The organism is Leeia aquatica (genome assembly GCF_012641365.1).
Classification (GTDB): Bacteria; Pseudomonadota; Gammaproteobacteria; order Burkholderiales; family Leeiaceae; genus Leeia; species Leeia aquatica.
Map to the genome: position 1 here is coordinate 165,606 of NZ_JABAIM010000005.1, position 16,170 is coordinate 181,775.

A 16,170-nucleotide genomic window follows, 5' to 3' on the forward strand; every position below is an offset into this window, starting at 1 on the left:
CTATAATGTGTCATGCCCTTCCATGGAGCACTGCCCATGCCTTCACCCGCCCTGCCCGGCGCCTTGATCCCGCTGCAGTACCATTACCACATGCTGAGCGATCAGGCACGACTGGGGGCTTTTCAGCAAGCCATTGCCGCCGTGGTTCAGCCAGGGCAAGTGGTACTGGAGCTGGGCTGTGGCACCGGCGTGCTGTCGTTTTTGGCTTCGCAGCGCGCCCGGAAAGTGTGGGCGGTAGAACTGTTGCCAGAAATGGTCAACACCAGTCGGCATTTGCTGGCCCAAAATGGCGTAGCGGACCGAGTAGAGGTCATTCACGCGGATGCGCATGACTATCTGCCGCCCGAGCCGGTGGATGTGGTGATCTGCGAGATGCTACACAGTGCGCTGCTGCAGGAATCCCAACTCTCTGTCATGCGCACGTTCTGTCAGCGCTATCAGGCACACTTTGGCAACCTGCCCCGCTTTCTGCCTGAGGCTACCTTGCTCGGCGTGCAGCTGATTGAACAGCAGTACGATTTTGCTGGTTACCACGCACCGGTCCCGCTATTTCGCCAGGCCGACAGCCTGGACGAGCACGTCCGGCTTCGCTCCGAGGCACAGTGTGTCTTGTCACTGGATTATCGGCAGCCCTTGCCAGCGTCCATGCAGTGGGCACATACCTTTCACATTGAGCAGAGCGGCCTGTGTAACGCGTTGAGGCTGATCACCAAGCATTTGCTCGCCATCTTGCCGGACACTGCACGCAGCATCGACTGGCACAGTCAGTACCTGCATTGGCCCCTGCCCAAGCCGATGCAACTGCAGCCCGGCATGAAACTGACAATACGTGCGAACTACGCAGCCGGTGCACCGGTTATGGCGCTGACACAAGGCTTGCAGATCGAGGTTCACTAAGGCCTGCCCGATTGTTGTGATTTCACGACAATTTGAAATATGAACATAAGTTTACAACCCAGCAGTGCATCCACCCCGAGAAAATTTTCATAAAACCTATATCCCTATGTTTTATATGGATATTTAACATGCCATAGACATTAAAAACCATCAGGTCAGCAAGTCACTTTCATGCCCGTTGCATGGATATCGATATGGTAATAACAAATTGTTCAATAGTAACAATGCATTACACTTAATTAACGTTAACGTTAACCCTTAATATTTACGTTAACGTAAACGTAAATATGGCTTTCACTTTTTGCTTGACGCTGCTTCCGAATACTGGAGAATGGCGAAACTCATCACCGATTGAGTAGCCGGCCTCAGCACCCACCACCGCTAACGCCGGACGCAAAGCGCAAACACAAAGGAGATGCAGACACCCGCGACCATCCTGTACGCCGGTGCTGCACGAAAAAAGAGTAGAGACCCTGAGCCCCGCTGGTAACAGCGGGGCTCAGTTTTTCAGGCTTGCCCACGCAGCGCCCACAAGGCGGGGGAGGCAAAATCCCGCCGATACAGAATCCACACCACCAGCGTGCATAGCCCCACCACCAGCCAGGGCTGAATGAACCAGCTCGCCGCTGCCAGCCCAAAGTAGTAGGCCCGGATTCCCCGGTTGAACTCATCCCCGGCGTAGCTGTTAATGCGGGCCATCTGCTCTGCCTCGGACTCCAGTGTGGCCGTATCCTTCACGGGCGGCGGAGCCGCCCCCATCAAGATGCACAGGAAATTGAACTGACGCATCGACCAGGTGAACTTGAAGTAAGCAAACACGAACACCACCAGCATGAGCAGCAGACGTATCTGCCACCAACCGCGGCTGCTGGCGTGCGCAAACGGCAGGTTGGCGGCAAACACCATCACCTTGTCCACCGTTCCCATCAGGGCCAGCAGACCCGCAATAATGTAGATGGTGGTGGAGGCATAAAACGATACGCTGCCCATCAGATTACCCACCAACGCCGCATCCACCACCCGGTTTTCCCGCTGCAGCAACGCCCTTGCCCAAGCCACCCGGTGCTGATGGGTTGCCCCGATCAGCCCGCGCGCCGCGCGTGGCCCTCGCTCAGCCAACCAGCCATACCCCGCCCAGCACCCCAAAAACCACAGCAATGCCAGCGCATCATCCCATTGCAACCCGGCTATCCATCCTTGCAACATGTTCACCCTCCTCTGCCTTCACCTTGCATGGCAGCCACGGAAAAGGCAAGCCTTCTGCCTGCTCTGCGTCTACAATAAAGCCGTCAGCCGCTCATCGCCGGAGTCACCGTCATGTCGGTCACCGTTATCCTGATCCCCGGATACCTGAATTCTGGCCCGGATCACTGGCAAACTTTGTGGCAGCTGGTTTTTCCGCAGCACGTACGGGTACGCCAGCTGGACTGGAATCACCCGCGTCGTCAGGCCTGGATTGAGGGCCTGCACGCTGCATTGCATTGCTGCCAGGGGCCGGTGGTATTTGCCGCGCACAGCCTGGGCTGCACCACGGTGGCAGCCTGGTGTCGGCAAGCCGAGCCGGATGTCCTCCGCCGCGTGCGTGGCGCGCTGCTGGTTGCGCCCCCCGAGCTTGAGCGGCCAGACTGTCTGCCCGCCCTGCATGACTTTCAGGGCATTCCCGCCCACCCCCTGCCCTTTCCCAGCCGAGTGATCGCCAGCAGCAATGACCCCTACAGCAGCCTGGCGGCTTCGGAACAGCTGGCCAAAGCCTGGGGCAGCCAGTTCACCTTGCTGGGCGCGTACGGTCATATCAATGGCGAAAGCAATCTGGGCACGTGGCCTGAGGGACAGGACTGGCTGCGCCAACTGATGGTTAGCCCGGCTTGATGGCCAGCATGATCGCAACACCCCTGGCCGAGCGCAGCCTCTATTCCGGAAGCCACGCCGCGCGCCAGCTGGTACGCCTGCAGTTGCTGCGCCAATTGTTTGACCAAGGGCTACTGACCATTTTCATTGCCCCGTTTGCCTACCTGCTGATCCTGCATATCCTGTCACCCGTCACCTCCAGGCCCCTGCTTTGGGCCTGGACAGGCTTGCTGGCGCTGGAGTGGGTCTATCACCTGGGCATCACCCTCTGGTTTCGTCGGCGCGAGCGTCGGGTGGAGGAGGTGCCGCGCTGGCTGACAGCCAAGTGCATCAGCACCATCCTGTCCAGTGTGGCCCTGTCCGCCGTCGGCTGGCTGGTATTCCCCCCTTGGGATCAGTTCACCTACATCCTGATGTTGTTCATCTTCCTGAGTACCGCGACGGCCGTCACTGCCGTCGCATTCAGTGCCTTCAAGCGCATGCTGTTGCTGTACAACGTCATCAGCTGGCTTCCTTTCCTGCTGCAGCTGTTGTTCAGTTCACAGTCACAGGCTTTCCTGCTGGGATTAGGCGGCCTGCTCTACCTGACGGTGACGCTGATCTATGGCTGGGGTGTACACCGCATCTACCACAACGGCGTGATGCTGCAGGTGACCAATGCTCAGCTGGTGGCCGATTTGTCCGCATCCAAGACCGAGCTGGAGCGTGCCTTGCAGCGCAGTGAAGGGCTGGCACGCCGTGATGAGCTGACAGGGCTGTATAACCGCCGGGAAATGTGGGTGCGCCTGGATACCCAGCTCAAGCTGCAGCAGCGGCTGGAGCAGCCCTTCTGCTTTGCTTTGCTGGATCTGGATTTTTTCAAATCCATCAACGATCAGCACGGCCATCTGGTAGGCGATGAGGTGTTGCGTACGCTGGCCCAGCTAACACAAAGTTGCCTGCGCGACATCGACTTCATCGCCCGCTATGGGGGTGAAGAATTTGCCGTCATCCTGCCGCAAACACGGCTGCAAGAGGCCGAGCAATCCATGGAGCGTTTACGCCAGCATGTGGCCGCGCACAGCTTGCAGGTAGATGGCCAAAGCTTGCGGATCACGGTGTCGATCGGGCTCACCCAGTATCGGGCTGGGGAGCCCTTGAACATCACCCTGGCACGTGCGGACAGCGCCCTCTACCAAGCCAAGGCAGCGGGCCGCAATCAGGTCATTTGCGATTTTGACGTGCTGCAGTCCCGCTGAATACGCTTACTGTTTGCGCAACAACAGTCCATTCAGGTAGTCGCCCTCCGGGAAGGACAGCGCGCTGGGATGATCCAGATCGGCATGCAAACGTCCGATGACCTGTGCCGAGACCCCAGCATCCAGCGCCGCGCCCGCCACCACCTTCTGGAACAGCTCCACCCCCATGCCGCCCGAGCAGGTAAAGGTCGCCAGATGACCGCCCGGCTTCAGCAGCTTCAAAGCCCACAGGTTGATGTCCTTATAGGCGCGGGTCGCTTTGGCCACGTGCGCGGCGGTCGGGGCAAATTTGGGCGGGTCCAGCACGATCAGGTCAAACTGGCGGTTCTGGTCCCGCAGACGGCGCAAATACTGGAACACATCGGCCTCGACCCACTCTGCACGGGCAGCCTCCATACCGTTGAGCTGCTGATGCTGCCGCGCCAGTTCAAGCGCTTCGGCTGAAGAATCGACCGACAGCACCGAGTTGGCCCCAGCCTGCAGTGCTGCCAGTGAAAAGCCACCGGAGAAGCAGAAGCAGTTGAGCACATCCGCGCCCTGCGCCAGTGCAGCCACCCGCTGCCGGTTCAGCCGCTGGTCCAGATAGAAGCCGGTTTTCTGGCCGCTGACGATGTCCACCTGATAACGCAGCCCGTGCTCTTCGATCATCACCGGCGCATCCGGCGCATTGCCACGCAGCGGACCGCTGACCTGCTGCAGCCCCTCCAGTGCGCGCACCTCAACATCTGAGCGCTCGTAGACTTGCTGGATGCCGGTCAGTGCCACCAGTTCATCGACTAGCACATCACGCCAGGCCGCCGCACCGGCAGACAGCAGCTGTACCACCAGCCAATCGCCAAAACGATCAACAATCACCCCCGGCAAGCCATCCGACTCGGCATGCACCAGCCGCATGGCATTGGTCACCGCGTGCAACGGCTGGCGGGCCGCAATCGCTGCGCTGAGGCGCCGCTGAAAGAACGCACGGTCCACCGTGTCGCGCTCTTGCGCCGTCCATACCCGCGCCCGAATCTGTGACGCCGGGCTGAACGCGGCCCAGCCGAGGAAGGTGTGATCGTGCGCCCGCACGGCGACGGTCTGCCCCGCCTCCAGCCCCTCCGGTTGCTGTGCCACCGCACCGGAAAATACCCAGGGGTGCCGCTGGCGCAAGGACTTCTCGCGACCGGGTTTCAGGATCAGGTTGGGTGTGGCTGGGCGGGTTGACATGGTCTTCTCCAGGCAGATGAAAATGAAACCGCCCCCAGTGCGGGGGCGGAGCATGCAATGCTAACGGCGAGCTACAGGACCATCAGTCACCGTAGCGACGACGGCCTTCCGGGCGGCCCTCAGAACGGCCACCACGGCGATTGCCATCTTCAGACCAGCGACGCTCGGTCGGACGGCCACCATCGCTGTGCGGGCGGCGCGGTGCCGATTCAGCCTGACCGTCACCGTAGCGACGGGCCTGACCTTCGCCGCGGTTGTCCTGGCTGAAGCGACGCGGTGCACCTTCGGTACGGCCTTCTTGCGGGAAACGACGGTTTTCGCGCGGTGCGCCATCACGGAACGACACGCCCTGACCTTCGCCACGCGACTGGCCGTCACGCTGACCCCAGCTACGTTGCTCGCCGTCGCGACGCGGGCCCGAGAAGCCACGACCCTGACCACGGCCTGCACCGTTGCGCGGTGCACCCGGCTTGCCACCGGCGGGGCGCGGCTTCACGCGCGGCTCCAGCCCCGGCACCACGGCGGCGAAAATACGGTTGCCGATGAAACGCTCGATCCGCGACAGCAGACCGCGCTCACGCGGCGACACCAGCGAAATGGCCACACCGCTACGACCGGCACGGCCGGTACGGCCAATGCGGTGGACGTAGTCTTCGGCGTTCTTCGGCAGATCGTAGTTGATCACATGGCTGATACCGTCAATGTCGATACCACGCGCGGCCACGTCGGTCGCCACCAGCAGGCGGACGTGGCCGTTGCGCAGCTGGGTCAAGGTCCGGTTGCGCTCGCGTTGCTGCATGTCACCATGCAGGGCAGCGGCAGCCCAGCCTTCATTGGCCAGGTGGTCAGCCAGATCATCGGCATCCAGCTTGGTCGCGGTAAAGATGATGGCTTGCTGCAAAGTCTGGTCGGTCAGCAGATGACTGAGCAGCTTGCCCTTGTGTGCCAGATCATCGGCATAGTGCAGGCGCTGCTCGATCTTGCCTTGCTGGGCCTGAGCCGCAGCAATCTGGATGCGTTGAGGCTCACGCAGCAGTCGGTGGGCCAAGTTGCCTACGGCGCCATCCAGCGTAGCGGAGAACAACGCGGTCTGGCGCGCAGACGAAGTCATCGCGCAGATGGCTTCCACGTCGTCGACAAAGCCCATGTCCAGCATGCGGTCGGCTTCATCCAGCACCAGCATTTCCAGCTGGGACAGGTCGATACGGCCACGCGACAGATGGTCCAGCAAACGGCCCGGGGTGGCGATCAGCACTTCGAACGGGCGCGACAGCAGGCGGTTTTGCACCGGATAAGGCATGCCGCCCACGATCGTCACGGTCGCAAAGCGGGACAGGAACTTACCGTACTGGCTGGCGGCAGTGGACACTTGGGTCGCCAGTTCACGGGTCGGGACCAGCACCAGTGCGCGCGGGCCAAAATAGCCTGCCGGGCGCGGGGTGCTGGCAATGCGTTGCAGCGCAGGCAGCAGGAAGGCAGCGGTCTTGCCGGTACCGGTGGAGGCCGAAGCCATCACGTCAGCCCCTTCCAGCAGTGCCGGAATGGCGGCCGCCTGGATCGGGGTGGGTTTTTCATAGCCGGATTCTTCCAGGGCACGCAGTACGCGCGGGTCCAGATGAAAATCGGCAAACATGGGGGTGGCGGTTTCGACCGTCATGCGGCTTCCTATCAAAGCAAAATGGTTACTACGCGAGCAGGCAGAATGCGTCCCTGCTACCCGCGTTACCATAGGCAACGGGCTGGCTGCAGACACAAGAATTCGGACAGATTGCTAGCGCACGACATCGACGCTAACCGGAGAACCACATCTCAATGTGGCAAGACACGCAGCCAGAAAGGCCACGGAATACAGTCAGGGTTCGATGTTGAAGCCCCGGAAACAGACCGGGCTGCTGCCCCTCAGGACAGACAGCCCGAGACTATAATGATTTTCTCAATAAAAATCAAGCACTTTTTGCTATGCAGCATTCGTACCCTGCGCGGCTGCGTTTTCAACGCTTCAGGTTGTCGCGAATTTCGCGCAGCAACAGCACTTCTTCACTGGGTTCTGCCGGGGCCGCAGGCGCTGCCACTTCTGCTTTCTTGAAGCGGTTCAGCTGCTTGATCACCAGAAACACCGAGAACGCCACAATCAGGAAGTTGACGATGGTATTGATGAAGGCACCATAACGCAGCACCACCGCGCCGGCATCGGTCGCCTCCTTCAGGGTGGCATACGGTGCGGCGGCCTTGGTGCCTTCTTTCAGCACCCAGTACAGGTTGGCAAAGTCCATATTACCCAACAGCATGCCAATCGGCGGCATGATCACGTCGTCCACCAGCGATTTGACGATGGCACCAAAGGCAGCACCAATGATGACGCCCACCGCCAGATCGACCACATTGCCCTTCATGGCAAACTCTTTGAACTCTTTCAACATCGGGTACCTCCTTCAATATGGGACACACAGCGTGTTGCATTATTCAAAGTTGCTGACCGACTGTACAGTCGGCAAAGGTTAAGGATGGTTACCGCTTCCGGGACGACAGGCGCCGGAGGTAGACCGTGATCTCTTCGCGGTCGTGATACAGCTGCCTTGCTTCGAGTTGATGCGGCACCCCGCTCAGGCGCTCCCGGATTTCGTCAAAGCAACGCTCCACTTCCGCCAGACGCTTTTTCATCGGCAGCTTGAGGTTGAAGATTGCTTCGCGCGCCAATCCGTCGGCCAGCCAGTCCGCCATCAGGCGCGCCACCCGCACCGGCTGCTCTACCATGTCGCACACCAGCCAGTCGACCGGCTGGTCAGGCCGGAAGCGGAAGCCATCCTGCCGGAAGTGTCGCACTTGCGGGTGACCTTGTACATTGCCTTTGAGTGGGCCATTGTCCACCGCCAGCACCTTGAGCCCCCGCGTAATTAATTGCCAGGTCCAGCCCCCGGGGGCCGCGCCCAGATCCACCGCACGCATGCTGCTTTTGAAACGCTGCTGTTCCTCTTCAGCGCTCATGAACACCTGGATGGCTTCTGCCAGTTTAAGGGTCGATCGGCTCGGTGCCTCAAACGGCATGCGCAGACGTGGAATGCCTTGCGGCCATTCGCTGCGGTTGCCTGGCATGGCCAGTGCCAGATGCACCTGGCCGTGGTTACGCCAGAACAGGACCAGCCGCACACCATCCTCCGGCCCCACCAGCACACCGGCCTGCTGCAGCGCAGGAGCCAGCTTGTCACCAAAACGGCGGCAGAACCCGGACAACTCTTTGGCTTCGTTGGTGTCTGCCGTCTCCAGCCAGACGGAGCCCACTTTGAGAGGCAAACCCTGCAGCGCCGTCAGCAAGGGGGTCAAACGGTCGCGCTCCGGCAGACCGGTCAATTCGCCCACCTCCAGCAGCAGCTGCCGCGCAAAGATCAGGTCGGCCCATTGTACCTGTTGCAAACGGCGGTCCGGACGCACACTGCACAGCCGCACAAAACCACTGCCCGCCTCCGCCTCTACACTCACCTGACAGCCGAGTTTCAGCCCTGCCTGCAGCAATTCCTCACCACACTCCGCCTCAAACCCGGCGCGGCAATAGGCCAGCAGGCCGGTAATGGGCAACTCTGACGACAAGGAGACGGTACGGCGCATGCGAGGCTCTGGCAAAGACAATATGGCAGCGGATTGTCCTCTTCCGCACGGGGGACGACAAGCGGATTCTGGAGGCCCCCGTTTGCGACTGCGCAAGCCGCGTGCAGATAACCCCTTGAGCGAGAGGGGAATTTGACGCGGATCAAGTGCAAACCGTTCAGACCGGCGTTAGATGGAGGCATGCCCCGAACTCGGGTACCGCTTTCATTTCACATGGAGTAATCATCATGCCGCAATGGATCACCGTCCTGTTCACCACAGACATCGGCTTACTCAGCATGGCGGTCATTGCCTTCATTCTGGTGATGGCGACTTATCTGTTCTTCTTCGTGCGACGCCATGTGCGTGAGGACAGCCTGGCGCACGACCGCCAGAGCCAGAAGCTGCCGCAGTAAACGGCAACGCCGGCTTCGGGTACACTAGGGCGCATGAAGCGCAAACCCACCCCGACGCCTGCCCCCGATTGCCCTTGTGGCAGCACGCTGCCTTTGATGCAGTGCTGCCAGCCCATCCTCAACGGCCAGCAAGCGGCGCCAACCGCGGAAGCGCTGATGCGCTCCCGCTACACCGCCTATGTGCTGAAAGACGTTCACTGGCTGCTGGCCAGCTGGCACAGCCGTACCCGTCCTGCCGAGCTCGATCTGGCAGCGGATGACAGCCGCTGGCTGGGGCTGACCGTGCACGAGCATCAGCAGCAGGATGCGGACCACGCGACAGTGCGCTTTACCGCCCGCTACAAGGTCGGCGGCCGCGCTTGGCGATTGCATGAGCGCAGCCGCTTCGAGCGCGAAGCCGGACTATGGGTCTATGTGGATGGGGAGCAAGACCCGGCAGCGTGATGCTGCCAAAGGGCCTGCCGATGGGCATGGCCTGCTTCAGGCCTGCCCGGCCAGATAACGCCGCTCCCACGGCGTGATTTCATTGTAGAAACTGGCCAGCTCCATTTCCTTGCTGGCAATGAAGGCGCGGGTGAATTCGGCACCGAACAAGCGTTCGGCTGTCCCCTGCTCTTCCATGCGCTGCAAGGCGGCGTCCAGCGTGCGCGGCAGGGTGACCGCCTCCCCATAGACATTGCCGGTGGCGGGCTCATCCGGCTGCAAGCCTTCAGCCATGCCCTGCCAGCCGCTGACCAGACTGGCGGCCAGTGCCAGATAGGGGTTGGCATCGCAACCCGGCAGGCGGTTTTCTACCCGACGCGCCGCCGGCCCGGACAGGGGAATGCGCAGACCCACCGAGCGGTTGTCATAGCCCCACGCCAGATTGATCGGCGCGGCGGAGCCTTTGACAAAGCGCCGGTAAGAATTGACGTGCGGGGCAAACAGCGGCAACAAATCCGGCAGATAGCGTTGCTGACCAGCAATGAAGCCATAGAACGCCGCCGAGGGTTCGCCATCTTCGCCACTGAACACATTGCGCCCCTGCTCATCCACCACACTCTGGTGAATGTGCATCGAGCTGCCCGCCACACCGGCAATCGGCTTGGCCATGCACACCACCAGCAAGCCGTGGCGAGCGCCAATTTCACGCAGCGCATACTTGAACAGGAAGGTCTGGTCGGCCAGCTCCAGCGCAGGGCCGTGCTTGAGATTGATCTCGAACTGGCCCGGCCCCATCTCGTGAACGAAGGTATCACCATCAATGCCCAGCACCGGCAGGGCAGCGTACAGGTCGTCAAAGAAGCCATCAAAGGCATTCAGGGCCGAGAAACTGAAGGAAGCCTGCCCCACTTCACGCCGTCCCAGCGGGTCCAGCGGCGGTTGCAGCGGCTGGTTCGGGTCCGGGTTCGGGGCCAGCACGTAGAATTCCAGCTCAGGGGCCACAATGGGCGTCCAGCCGCGACCGGCATAGCGGGCCAGCACGCTCTTGAGCACCGAGCGGGACGCCAGCGGGGTCAGCTCGGTATCACTGTCCATGCAGTCGTGGATGGCCAGCGCACGCGGTACCCTCGCCCACGGCACCGGGCGCAGGGTTGCATAATCCGGCTGCAGTCGCGCATCCGGGTCATGTTCGCCATAAAACTGGTAGTCCGGGTAATCTCCGGTGATGGACTGGATCGGTACTGCACGGGCGATCCGCAGCTCCTGGCCCGCGGCAAAGGCCGCAGCGGGCAGGGTCTTGCCGCGAGGCACACCGTTGATATCCGGGAAAATGCACTCCACTTCGCGGATGTGGTGGCTGTCGAGCAATTCTTCTACGTGATGGGGGATAGGGGTCATGTCTGCCTCAGCTGCAGCCCACTGCTGCATTGTTAATTCCGCATAGTGAAACACAAATCCATCATGCGGTTTTCGGACATGCTACCAGATGGGGGGCACGCTGCCAACGCGTGCCCCTCCCCCACCATCATGCAAGATAATTAAAGCGGTAGCTGGCAGCGCGCCGAGAGATGGCGCATTACCGCATGCAGGGAATTACAGACGGTGATGCCATGCGCCAGCAGCGCGCTGGAAGGCGCCTTGAGGTCCGGCACCATCAGTGGGGTCATGCCTGCGGCCAGAGCGGCCTGGACCCCAGGCTCGGAATCTTCCAGCACGACGCAGTGCGCCGGTTCCACCCCCAGCCGCTCGGCGGCGGCCAGAAAGATGTCGGGCTCCGGCTTGCCACGGCTGACCTGATCGCCGCCGATCACATGTTCAAAGTAGCGCTGCACGCCGGCATGCGCCAGCTTGCGCAGCGCCATATCATGCCGGGTGGAAGTGGCCACGGCGCGCGGCATGTTCAGTCGCTGCAGCCAGTCCAGCAGCTCGAACAAGCCGGGCTTGGTCTGCAGTCCGCCATCAAACAGCGCCGCCTCATAACGCGCCTTGAAGCGCTCACGCACCGCCAGCGGATCGAAACCCGAACCGAAATGCGCGGCCAGTATCTGGTCGGTATCGCGCGAATTGCGCCCCACCAGTTGCATGGCCAGCGAACGATCCATCACATAACCGTGATCCGCACAGGCATCCATGCCGGCTTGCTGAGCGATGCGCTCGGTATCGAGCATCAGCCCATCCATGTCAAACAGCACGGCATGCAGCTTCAAAACAGACATCATCCCTCCTTAGGGCTGGGCCTGGATACGGCCCATCAACAGCGCTTTACTGGCTTGCGGAATATAGTCGGACACCGGCAAGGTGCTCCAGGTATACCCCAGTGGTACACCGTTCAGATCGGCATACAGGCGGATGGTACCGCGCCCGACACCGTTGGCATTGCCACCCGGCAGCGCGCGACTATCGCGCGGGCCGTGCGCCGACTTGCTCGAGTCAATCACCTTGACCTGCCACTGGTAGGTGCCCGGCACCTTGGGTGGGCTGGAGCCGCCGGACTCAACCGGTGCCTCATCCACGATCATGATGTGACCGGTATCATCATCCTCAGGCGGATTACGAATCACGATCAAATCCCCCGGCTGCAGGTTCTGCACCCGGGTGACGGCCTGAAAACCCTGGTTCTCGGCCACCGCCTGAAAGTAATGAATGGCCTGTGGCTCACGGCCGGCCCGGCTACGCAGGCTGGCCAGCAGCTTGGGCTGCGTCCGCGAGAGTAAGCCATTCACCAGACCGCTGCAGTCGGTATACGCCGTCGCTTTGCCACTATCCGGCCAGGTGATCTGACTCTGATGTTGATAGTGGCTGGCCCCGGCACTCAGGCTGCCCAGCAGGCTGCGTACCAGCGTCAGGTGGGCTGGGGCCTCTGCCGACCAGGCCGGTAGCGCCAACAACAGTGCCAGCCCACACAGGGGACGTCCAAGCGTACGAAAGATCACCATGGGCTACATACCTCCTTGTCGCGATGGGCGCACCAACACGCGATGCACCCGGTCCTGCGGATAACGGCGCAGGGTGGATTGCAAAATACGATACAGCTCAGCATCAAACGGAGGCAACGGGGCCTGCAACAGATCGATAGCCGCTGCCTCAGTGGGCGCCGAGCCCAGATAACGCCATTGGTACAATGCATGCCAATCGGCATGCAGGCCGCTGCTGTCCGGCTCTTGCAACAGAACGGGCCCTGGATACGGCCACTCTGCCAGGCGCAGCTTGCCCAGCGCGGTCATCAGTCGGGCGCTGTGAAAAGACAAGGGTTCCCGCCCGACGCAGGCCCCCGCGCATTTGCGCCCCTGGAAGGCAAAGCAGGGACTATTGACTTGGCGTCCCGGCTGCTCCAGCCCAAGATGGATGAGACAGAGCTGGTAGCGTTCCGCCAGCTTGCGCAGGGCCTGCTGCGCCTCACGCGGGCTGCGGTAGAGGCCGTGGCAGGCCTGCCCGTCCGGCAGTGGGTCACGCAGCGATACCAGAGCGGGTCGAAACACCTCTTCTCCCACTCGCTGCAGTACCCAGCTCAACACTTCCGCTCCGGCGCGCCCCTGCGGATTGGCGGCAGGCTGGTGTTGCTGCACCCATTGCGCCTCCAGCAGGCTGGCACCCAGCTCGCCACAGGTACTGACATGCTCGATGCGGCGAACCTGCGCGCCCAGCCCCGGTGGCAAGCCCTTGGTCGGTTTGTCACTGAAATGAGTCAGTATCCGTTTGCGCAGGTGGCTGGCCTTGCCCACATACAGCGGCCCCTGCTCGCCCCACAGCTGATAGGCCCCGGGGCCATCCGGCAGCTGGTCCAGCGACTCCGCATCCAGTCCCGGCGGCAATACCGGCCCTTGCAGCATCTCGGCCACCGCTTGCCATACCACCTCCGCCCCCAGCTCCGCTTCAGCGGCCTGCAGAAAGTGCCACAGCAGGCGAGCATCGCTCAGCGCACGATGGCGGGTCGCGTCTGACGGCAACTGGTGCCGTTCCACCAGCGCATCCAGATTGTGTTTGTAATGTTGGGGGTAGAGCTTGCGCGACAGTTTGACGGTACAGAGCACAGGCGCCCGAAACGTCAGCCCAACACCGGCAAACGCCTGTTTGAGGAAGCCATAGTCAAAACGGGCATTGTGGGCGACGAACAGCTTGCCCTGCAGCCGCGACCAGACCTCCTCCGCCAGCGCGTCGAAACGCGGTGCGTCTGCCACCATGGCATCGTCAATGCCGGTAAGCCGGGTAATGAAAGGCGGGATGGCTTGCTGCGGGTTGACCAGGCTGCTCCACGCCTGCACCTCTCCATCCAGCACCTCCACCAGTCCTATTTCGGTGATACGATCCCGCTCCACCGAAGCACCGGTGGTTTCCAGGTCCACGCACACCAGCGCCGGGCGCTGCACCATGCCATGCTGCCGTTCAATGAAAGCTCGCATTGTACGCCCTTTGCCGACATACGGCAGGCAGGGTGCGCCTGACCCCGCTACACTGAGCATGTCCCACCCTGCACCATGCCGCTGGAACCGACATGATCCGCTTATTCGCTGTCTCCATTTTGCTGGGGCTCACGGCACTCCCCGTCCATGCCTTCCGCCTGTGCGTTCCCGAGCAGGACTTTTACCCTTTGATGGTCCTGCAAGGGCGGGATGGCACCGCGGTGCGCCTGACCAATATGGTTTTTGATCAGCTGGATATGTCGCTGGAGGTGGTGCACCGCCCCATTACCCGATGCCTGCAAGAGCTGCAGCACAATCTGGTGGATGGTTTCCTCGCTTCGCCCTTTACCCCGGAGCGCAGCCAGATGGGGGTGTTCCCGTTGAAAGATCAGGATGGGTTACCCGATGAGCGATTGGCAACGCTGGAGTGGACCTATGCACTGTACCGCCGCAAAGGCGATACGGTAGGCTGGGAAAATCGCCGTTTCACCGGACTGAACGGACCACTGGGCATCTCATCAGGTGCCGCCATTACCCTGACCATGCGGCAGCAAGGCGTGGAGGTGGATGATGGCGCCAGTACGGTCATCCTGAATCTGGAGAAGCTGGCCGCCGGCCGGGTGCAGGCCAGCCTGCTGCCCCGCTCGGTGGCGGACTATCTGCTGCTGCACACCCCAAAGTTGCAGGCCACCATCGAGCAAGCCCACCCCGAAGTGGCCACCGGCAAGCTCTATCTGCTCCTGGCCAAAGACTGGTTCCAGCGCAACCCGATACTGGCACAGCAGCTCTGGGCGGCTTTCCCCAAAGTGCGGCGCTCCAAAGCCTACCAGCGCAGTGAAGCGGACTTCCTGCGGCGTTACCCCTGAGACGGCACCCCGGTTTCCCGCGCGGCCAGCCGGGTATAACCATACCAAGCGGTGATGGAAAGTACATTCAGCACCAGCATGCCCGCTGACAATCCCGCCAGGGAGGGTGACAGCCAGGGGGACAGCACACCGCTAACCACGGCCGAAAACGCCACCTGCAAAGAGGCTTGCAAAGAGGCCACCATGCCCCGTCGGGACGGGTTGCACTCCAGTGCCAGCAGCGTGAGCGTGGCACTGCCCAGCGACATGCCGATGTTGAACACCATCAGCGGCCCGATATTCAGCCAAACCGAAGGCTGCCCCCAGCAGCTGTGCAGCAGGTTGAACAGGGCCGCTCCGCCCAGCATGGCAAACGCCAGTCGCATGACCTGCATCGGTGTCAGCTTGCCCGCCAGCCTGCCTGATAGCCAGCCGCCAAGGAAAATCCCCACCACGGCCGGTACAAACATATAGCCAAACTGGGTTTCCTTCAGCCCAAGATGATGGACCAGAAACACCGGAGCGGAGGAAATGTAGAGGAACAAGCCACCAAAATTGAGGGCCACGCAGGCCACCAGCAACAGGAAACGCCCGTGGGTCAGCAAGTCGCGATACCCCTCCAGCAGCGCATGCGGAGCCAGTGATTGGCGCTGATGCAGGGGCAAGGTTTCCGGTAGTGCCCGCCAGCACACCATCAACAAGATGGTCGCCACCAGGCCGACAAACAGGAAGATGGAATGCCAGCCAAACGCCACATGCAGGGCGCCCCCGATGATCGGGGCAATGCCCGGCGCAATGGAAAACAACATGGTGACGCGGGACATCAGCACTTGCGCCACATGGCCGTCAAAGCGGTCGCGAATCATCGCTCTGCCCACCGCAATCCCGGCTCCGGCAGACATGCCCTGTAACGCCCGGAACACCAGCAGGTATTCGATGCGGTAAGAGGCTGCGCAACCAAGAGTCGCTATCGCAAACACAAACAGCGACACCAGAATCACCGGTCTGCGCCCGACGGCATCGGAAATCGAGCCATGCCACAGCATCATGGCGCTATAGGCCAGCATGTAGACCGACAAGGTCTGCTGCACCTGCAAGGGCGTTGCATGCAAGGTACGGCCAATTTCCGCGAAGGCCGGCAGATAGGTGTCAACCGAGAACGGCCCCAGCATGGCCAACGCAGCCAGCATGGCGGCGAGGGTCCAGTCCGGGTGGTGGCGGGTGGCGCGGGTCATGAATGGTCCTTGCTAAAGAACCATCATGCGTGGATGACCATGCAAGGTACAGGTACAGCCGGATAGAAATCAGGCGGACA

The 16,170-nt window shown here is 61.5% G+C and carries 16 protein-coding genes; 6 read left to right on the top strand and 10 right to left on the bottom strand.

The annotated features are described in order from the left end of the window. Positions 1-36 precede the first annotated feature (36 nt). On the top strand, positions 37-897 hold the full coding sequence (locus HF682_RS17305; RefSeq protein ID WP_168878593.1) for a class I SAM-dependent methyltransferase: 861 nt from the start codon (positions 37-39) through the stop codon (positions 895-897). Positions 898-1,404: 507 nt separating this feature from the next. Here the strand turns inward: HF682_RS17305 and HF682_RS17310 are convergent. Then, the gene (locus tag HF682_RS17310) at positions 1,405-2,103 is read right to left on the bottom strand and encodes a DUF599 domain-containing protein (protein ID WP_168878594.1); all 699 of its coding nucleotides are present in this window, start codon (positions 2,101-2,103) and stop codon (positions 1,405-1,407) included. Positions 2,104-2,214: 111 nt separating this feature from the next. On the opposite strand from HF682_RS17310, the gene HF682_RS17315 reads away from it, so the two are divergent. Both HF682_RS17315 and HF682_RS17320 read left to right on the top strand, forming a co-directional pair. Then, on the top strand, positions 2,215-2,766 hold the full coding sequence (locus HF682_RS17315) for an RBBP9/YdeN family alpha/beta hydrolase (protein WP_168878595.1): 552 nt from the start codon (positions 2,215-2,217) through the stop codon (positions 2,764-2,766). Positions 2,767-2,774: 8 nt separating this feature from the next. Then, entirely contained in the window at positions 2,775-3,983 is a 1,209-nt protein-coding gene (locus HF682_RS17320; RefSeq protein ID WP_168878596.1) for a GGDEF domain-containing protein, read from the top strand. A gap of 6 nt (positions 3,984-3,989) precedes the next feature. Here the strand turns inward: HF682_RS17320 and HF682_RS17325 are convergent, their stop codons facing one another. The 4 genes from HF682_RS17325 to rlmM all read right to left on the bottom strand — a co-directional run bounded on the left by HF682_RS17325 (position 3,990) and on the right by rlmM (position 8,792). Next, a complete protein-coding gene (locus HF682_RS17325) occupies positions 3,990-5,189 on the bottom strand; it encodes a class I SAM-dependent rRNA methyltransferase (protein ID WP_168878597.1) in 1,200 nt (399 codons plus the stop codon). Between the two features lie 82 nt (positions 5,190-5,271). Further along, positions 5,272-6,846, bottom strand: a complete 1,575-nt coding sequence (locus HF682_RS17330) for a DEAD/DEAH box helicase (protein WP_168878598.1) — start codon at positions 6,844-6,846, stop codon at positions 5,272-5,274. Positions 6,847-7,180: 334 nt separating this feature from the next. Then, entirely contained in the window at positions 7,181-7,609 is a 429-nt protein-coding gene (mscL, locus tag HF682_RS17335; protein ID WP_168878599.1) for a large conductance mechanosensitive channel protein MscL, read from the bottom strand. 88 nt (positions 7,610-7,697) lie between these two features. Then, positions 7,698-8,792 (bottom strand): 23S rRNA (cytidine(2498)-2'-O)-methyltransferase RlmM, encoded by a 1,095-nt coding sequence (gene rlmM / locus HF682_RS17340; RefSeq protein WP_168878600.1) that lies wholly within the window; start codon positions 8,790-8,792, stop codon positions 7,698-7,700. Between the two features lie 227 nt (positions 8,793-9,019). Between rlmM and HF682_RS17345 the strand changes: the two genes are divergently transcribed. Continuing rightward, entirely contained in the window at positions 9,020-9,187 is a 168-nt protein-coding gene (locus HF682_RS17345) for a DUF3149 domain-containing protein (RefSeq protein WP_168878601.1), read from the top strand. A gap of 33 nt (positions 9,188-9,220) precedes the next feature. Further along, positions 9,221-9,631 carry a YchJ family protein gene (locus HF682_RS17350; protein ID WP_168878602.1) on the top strand — a complete coding sequence of 137 codons (411 nt, stop codon included), beginning with the start codon at positions 9,221-9,223 and terminating at the stop codon, positions 9,629-9,631. A 36-nt stretch (positions 9,632-9,667) separates the two neighbouring features. Here the strand turns inward: HF682_RS17350 and HF682_RS17355 are convergent, their stop codons facing one another. The 4 genes from HF682_RS17355 to HF682_RS17370 form a co-directional block, all read right to left on the bottom strand. Then, the gene (locus tag HF682_RS17355) at positions 9,668-11,008 is read right to left on the bottom strand and encodes a glutamine synthetase family protein (RefSeq protein WP_168878603.1); all 1,341 of its coding nucleotides are present in this window, start codon (positions 11,006-11,008) and stop codon (positions 9,668-9,670) included. A 140-nt stretch (positions 11,009-11,148) separates the two neighbouring features. Next, positions 11,149-11,826, bottom strand: coding sequence for an HAD family hydrolase (locus HF682_RS17360; RefSeq protein ID WP_168878604.1), 678 nt, complete (start codon positions 11,824-11,826; stop codon positions 11,149-11,151). 9 nt (positions 11,827-11,835) lie between these two features. Next, a complete protein-coding gene (locus HF682_RS17365; RefSeq protein WP_168878605.1) occupies positions 11,836-12,546 on the bottom strand; it encodes an NlpC/P60 family protein in 711 nt (236 codons plus the stop codon). Positions 12,547-12,549: 3 nt separating this feature from the next. Continuing rightward, a complete protein-coding gene (locus HF682_RS17370; protein WP_168878606.1) occupies positions 12,550-14,010 on the bottom strand; it encodes an exonuclease domain-containing protein in 1,461 nt (486 codons plus the stop codon). A 92-nt stretch (positions 14,011-14,102) separates the two neighbouring features. Between HF682_RS17370 and HF682_RS17375 the strand changes: the two genes are divergently transcribed. Further along, positions 14,103-14,876, top strand: a complete 774-nt coding sequence (locus tag HF682_RS17375) for a transporter substrate-binding domain-containing protein (protein ID WP_168878607.1) — start codon at positions 14,103-14,105, stop codon at positions 14,874-14,876. Here the strand turns inward: HF682_RS17375 and HF682_RS17380 are convergent. After that, positions 14,867-16,090, bottom strand: a complete 1,224-nt coding sequence (locus tag HF682_RS17380; protein ID WP_168878608.1) for a multidrug effflux MFS transporter — start codon at positions 16,088-16,090, stop codon at positions 14,867-14,869. The two genes, HF682_RS17375 and HF682_RS17380, sit on opposite strands and share 10 nt — an antisense overlap. Positions 16,091-16,170: the final 80 nt, after the last annotated feature.

Excerpts from the sequence above, each read along its gene's own strand:
- HF682_RS17305 (WP_168878593.1), top strand. The coding sequence starts at position 37 with ATGCCTTCACCCGCCCTGCCCGGCGCCTTGATCCCGCTGCAGTACCAT.
- HF682_RS17310 (WP_168878594.1), bottom strand. The coding sequence starts at position 2,103 with ATGTTGCAAGGATGGATAGCCGGGTTGCAATGGGATGATGCGCTGGCA.
- HF682_RS17315 (WP_168878595.1), top strand. The coding sequence starts at position 2,215 with ATGTCGGTCACCGTTATCCTGATCCCCGGATACCTGAATTCTGGCCCG.
- HF682_RS17320 (WP_168878596.1), top strand. The coding sequence starts at position 2,775 with ATGATCGCAACACCCCTGGCCGAGCGCAGCCTCTATTCCGGAAGCCAC.
- HF682_RS17325 (WP_168878597.1), bottom strand. The coding sequence starts at position 5,189 with ATGTCAACCCGCCCAGCCACACCCAACCTGATCCTGAAACCCGGTCGC.
- HF682_RS17330 (WP_168878598.1), bottom strand. The coding sequence starts at position 6,846 with ATGACGGTCGAAACCGCCACCCCCATGTTTGCCGATTTTCATCTGGAC.
- mscL (WP_168878599.1), bottom strand. The coding sequence starts at position 7,609 with ATGTTGAAAGAGTTCAAAGAGTTTGCCATGAAGGGCAATGTGGTCGAT.
- rlmM (WP_168878600.1), bottom strand. The coding sequence starts at position 8,792 with ATGCGCCGTACCGTCTCCTTGTCGTCAGAGTTGCCCATTACCGGCCTG.
- HF682_RS17345 (WP_168878601.1), top strand. The coding sequence starts at position 9,020 with ATGCCGCAATGGATCACCGTCCTGTTCACCACAGACATCGGCTTACTC.
- HF682_RS17350 (WP_168878602.1), top strand. The coding sequence starts at position 9,221 with ATGAAGCGCAAACCCACCCCGACGCCTGCCCCCGATTGCCCTTGTGGC.
- HF682_RS17355 (WP_168878603.1), bottom strand. The coding sequence starts at position 11,008 with ATGACCCCTATCCCCCATCACGTAGAAGAATTGCTCGACAGCCACCAC.
- HF682_RS17360 (WP_168878604.1), bottom strand. The coding sequence starts at position 11,826 with ATGTCTGTTTTGAAGCTGCATGCCGTGCTGTTTGACATGGATGGGCTG.
- HF682_RS17365 (WP_168878605.1), bottom strand. The coding sequence starts at position 12,546 with ATGGTGATCTTTCGTACGCTTGGACGTCCCCTGTGTGGGCTGGCACTG.
- HF682_RS17370 (WP_168878606.1), bottom strand. The coding sequence starts at position 14,010 with ATGCGAGCTTTCATTGAACGGCAGCATGGCATGGTGCAGCGCCCGGCG.
- HF682_RS17375 (WP_168878607.1), top strand. The coding sequence starts at position 14,103 with ATGATCCGCTTATTCGCTGTCTCCATTTTGCTGGGGCTCACGGCACTC.
- HF682_RS17380 (WP_168878608.1), bottom strand. The coding sequence starts at position 16,090 with ATGACCCGCGCCACCCGCCACCACCCGGACTGGACCCTCGCCGCCATG.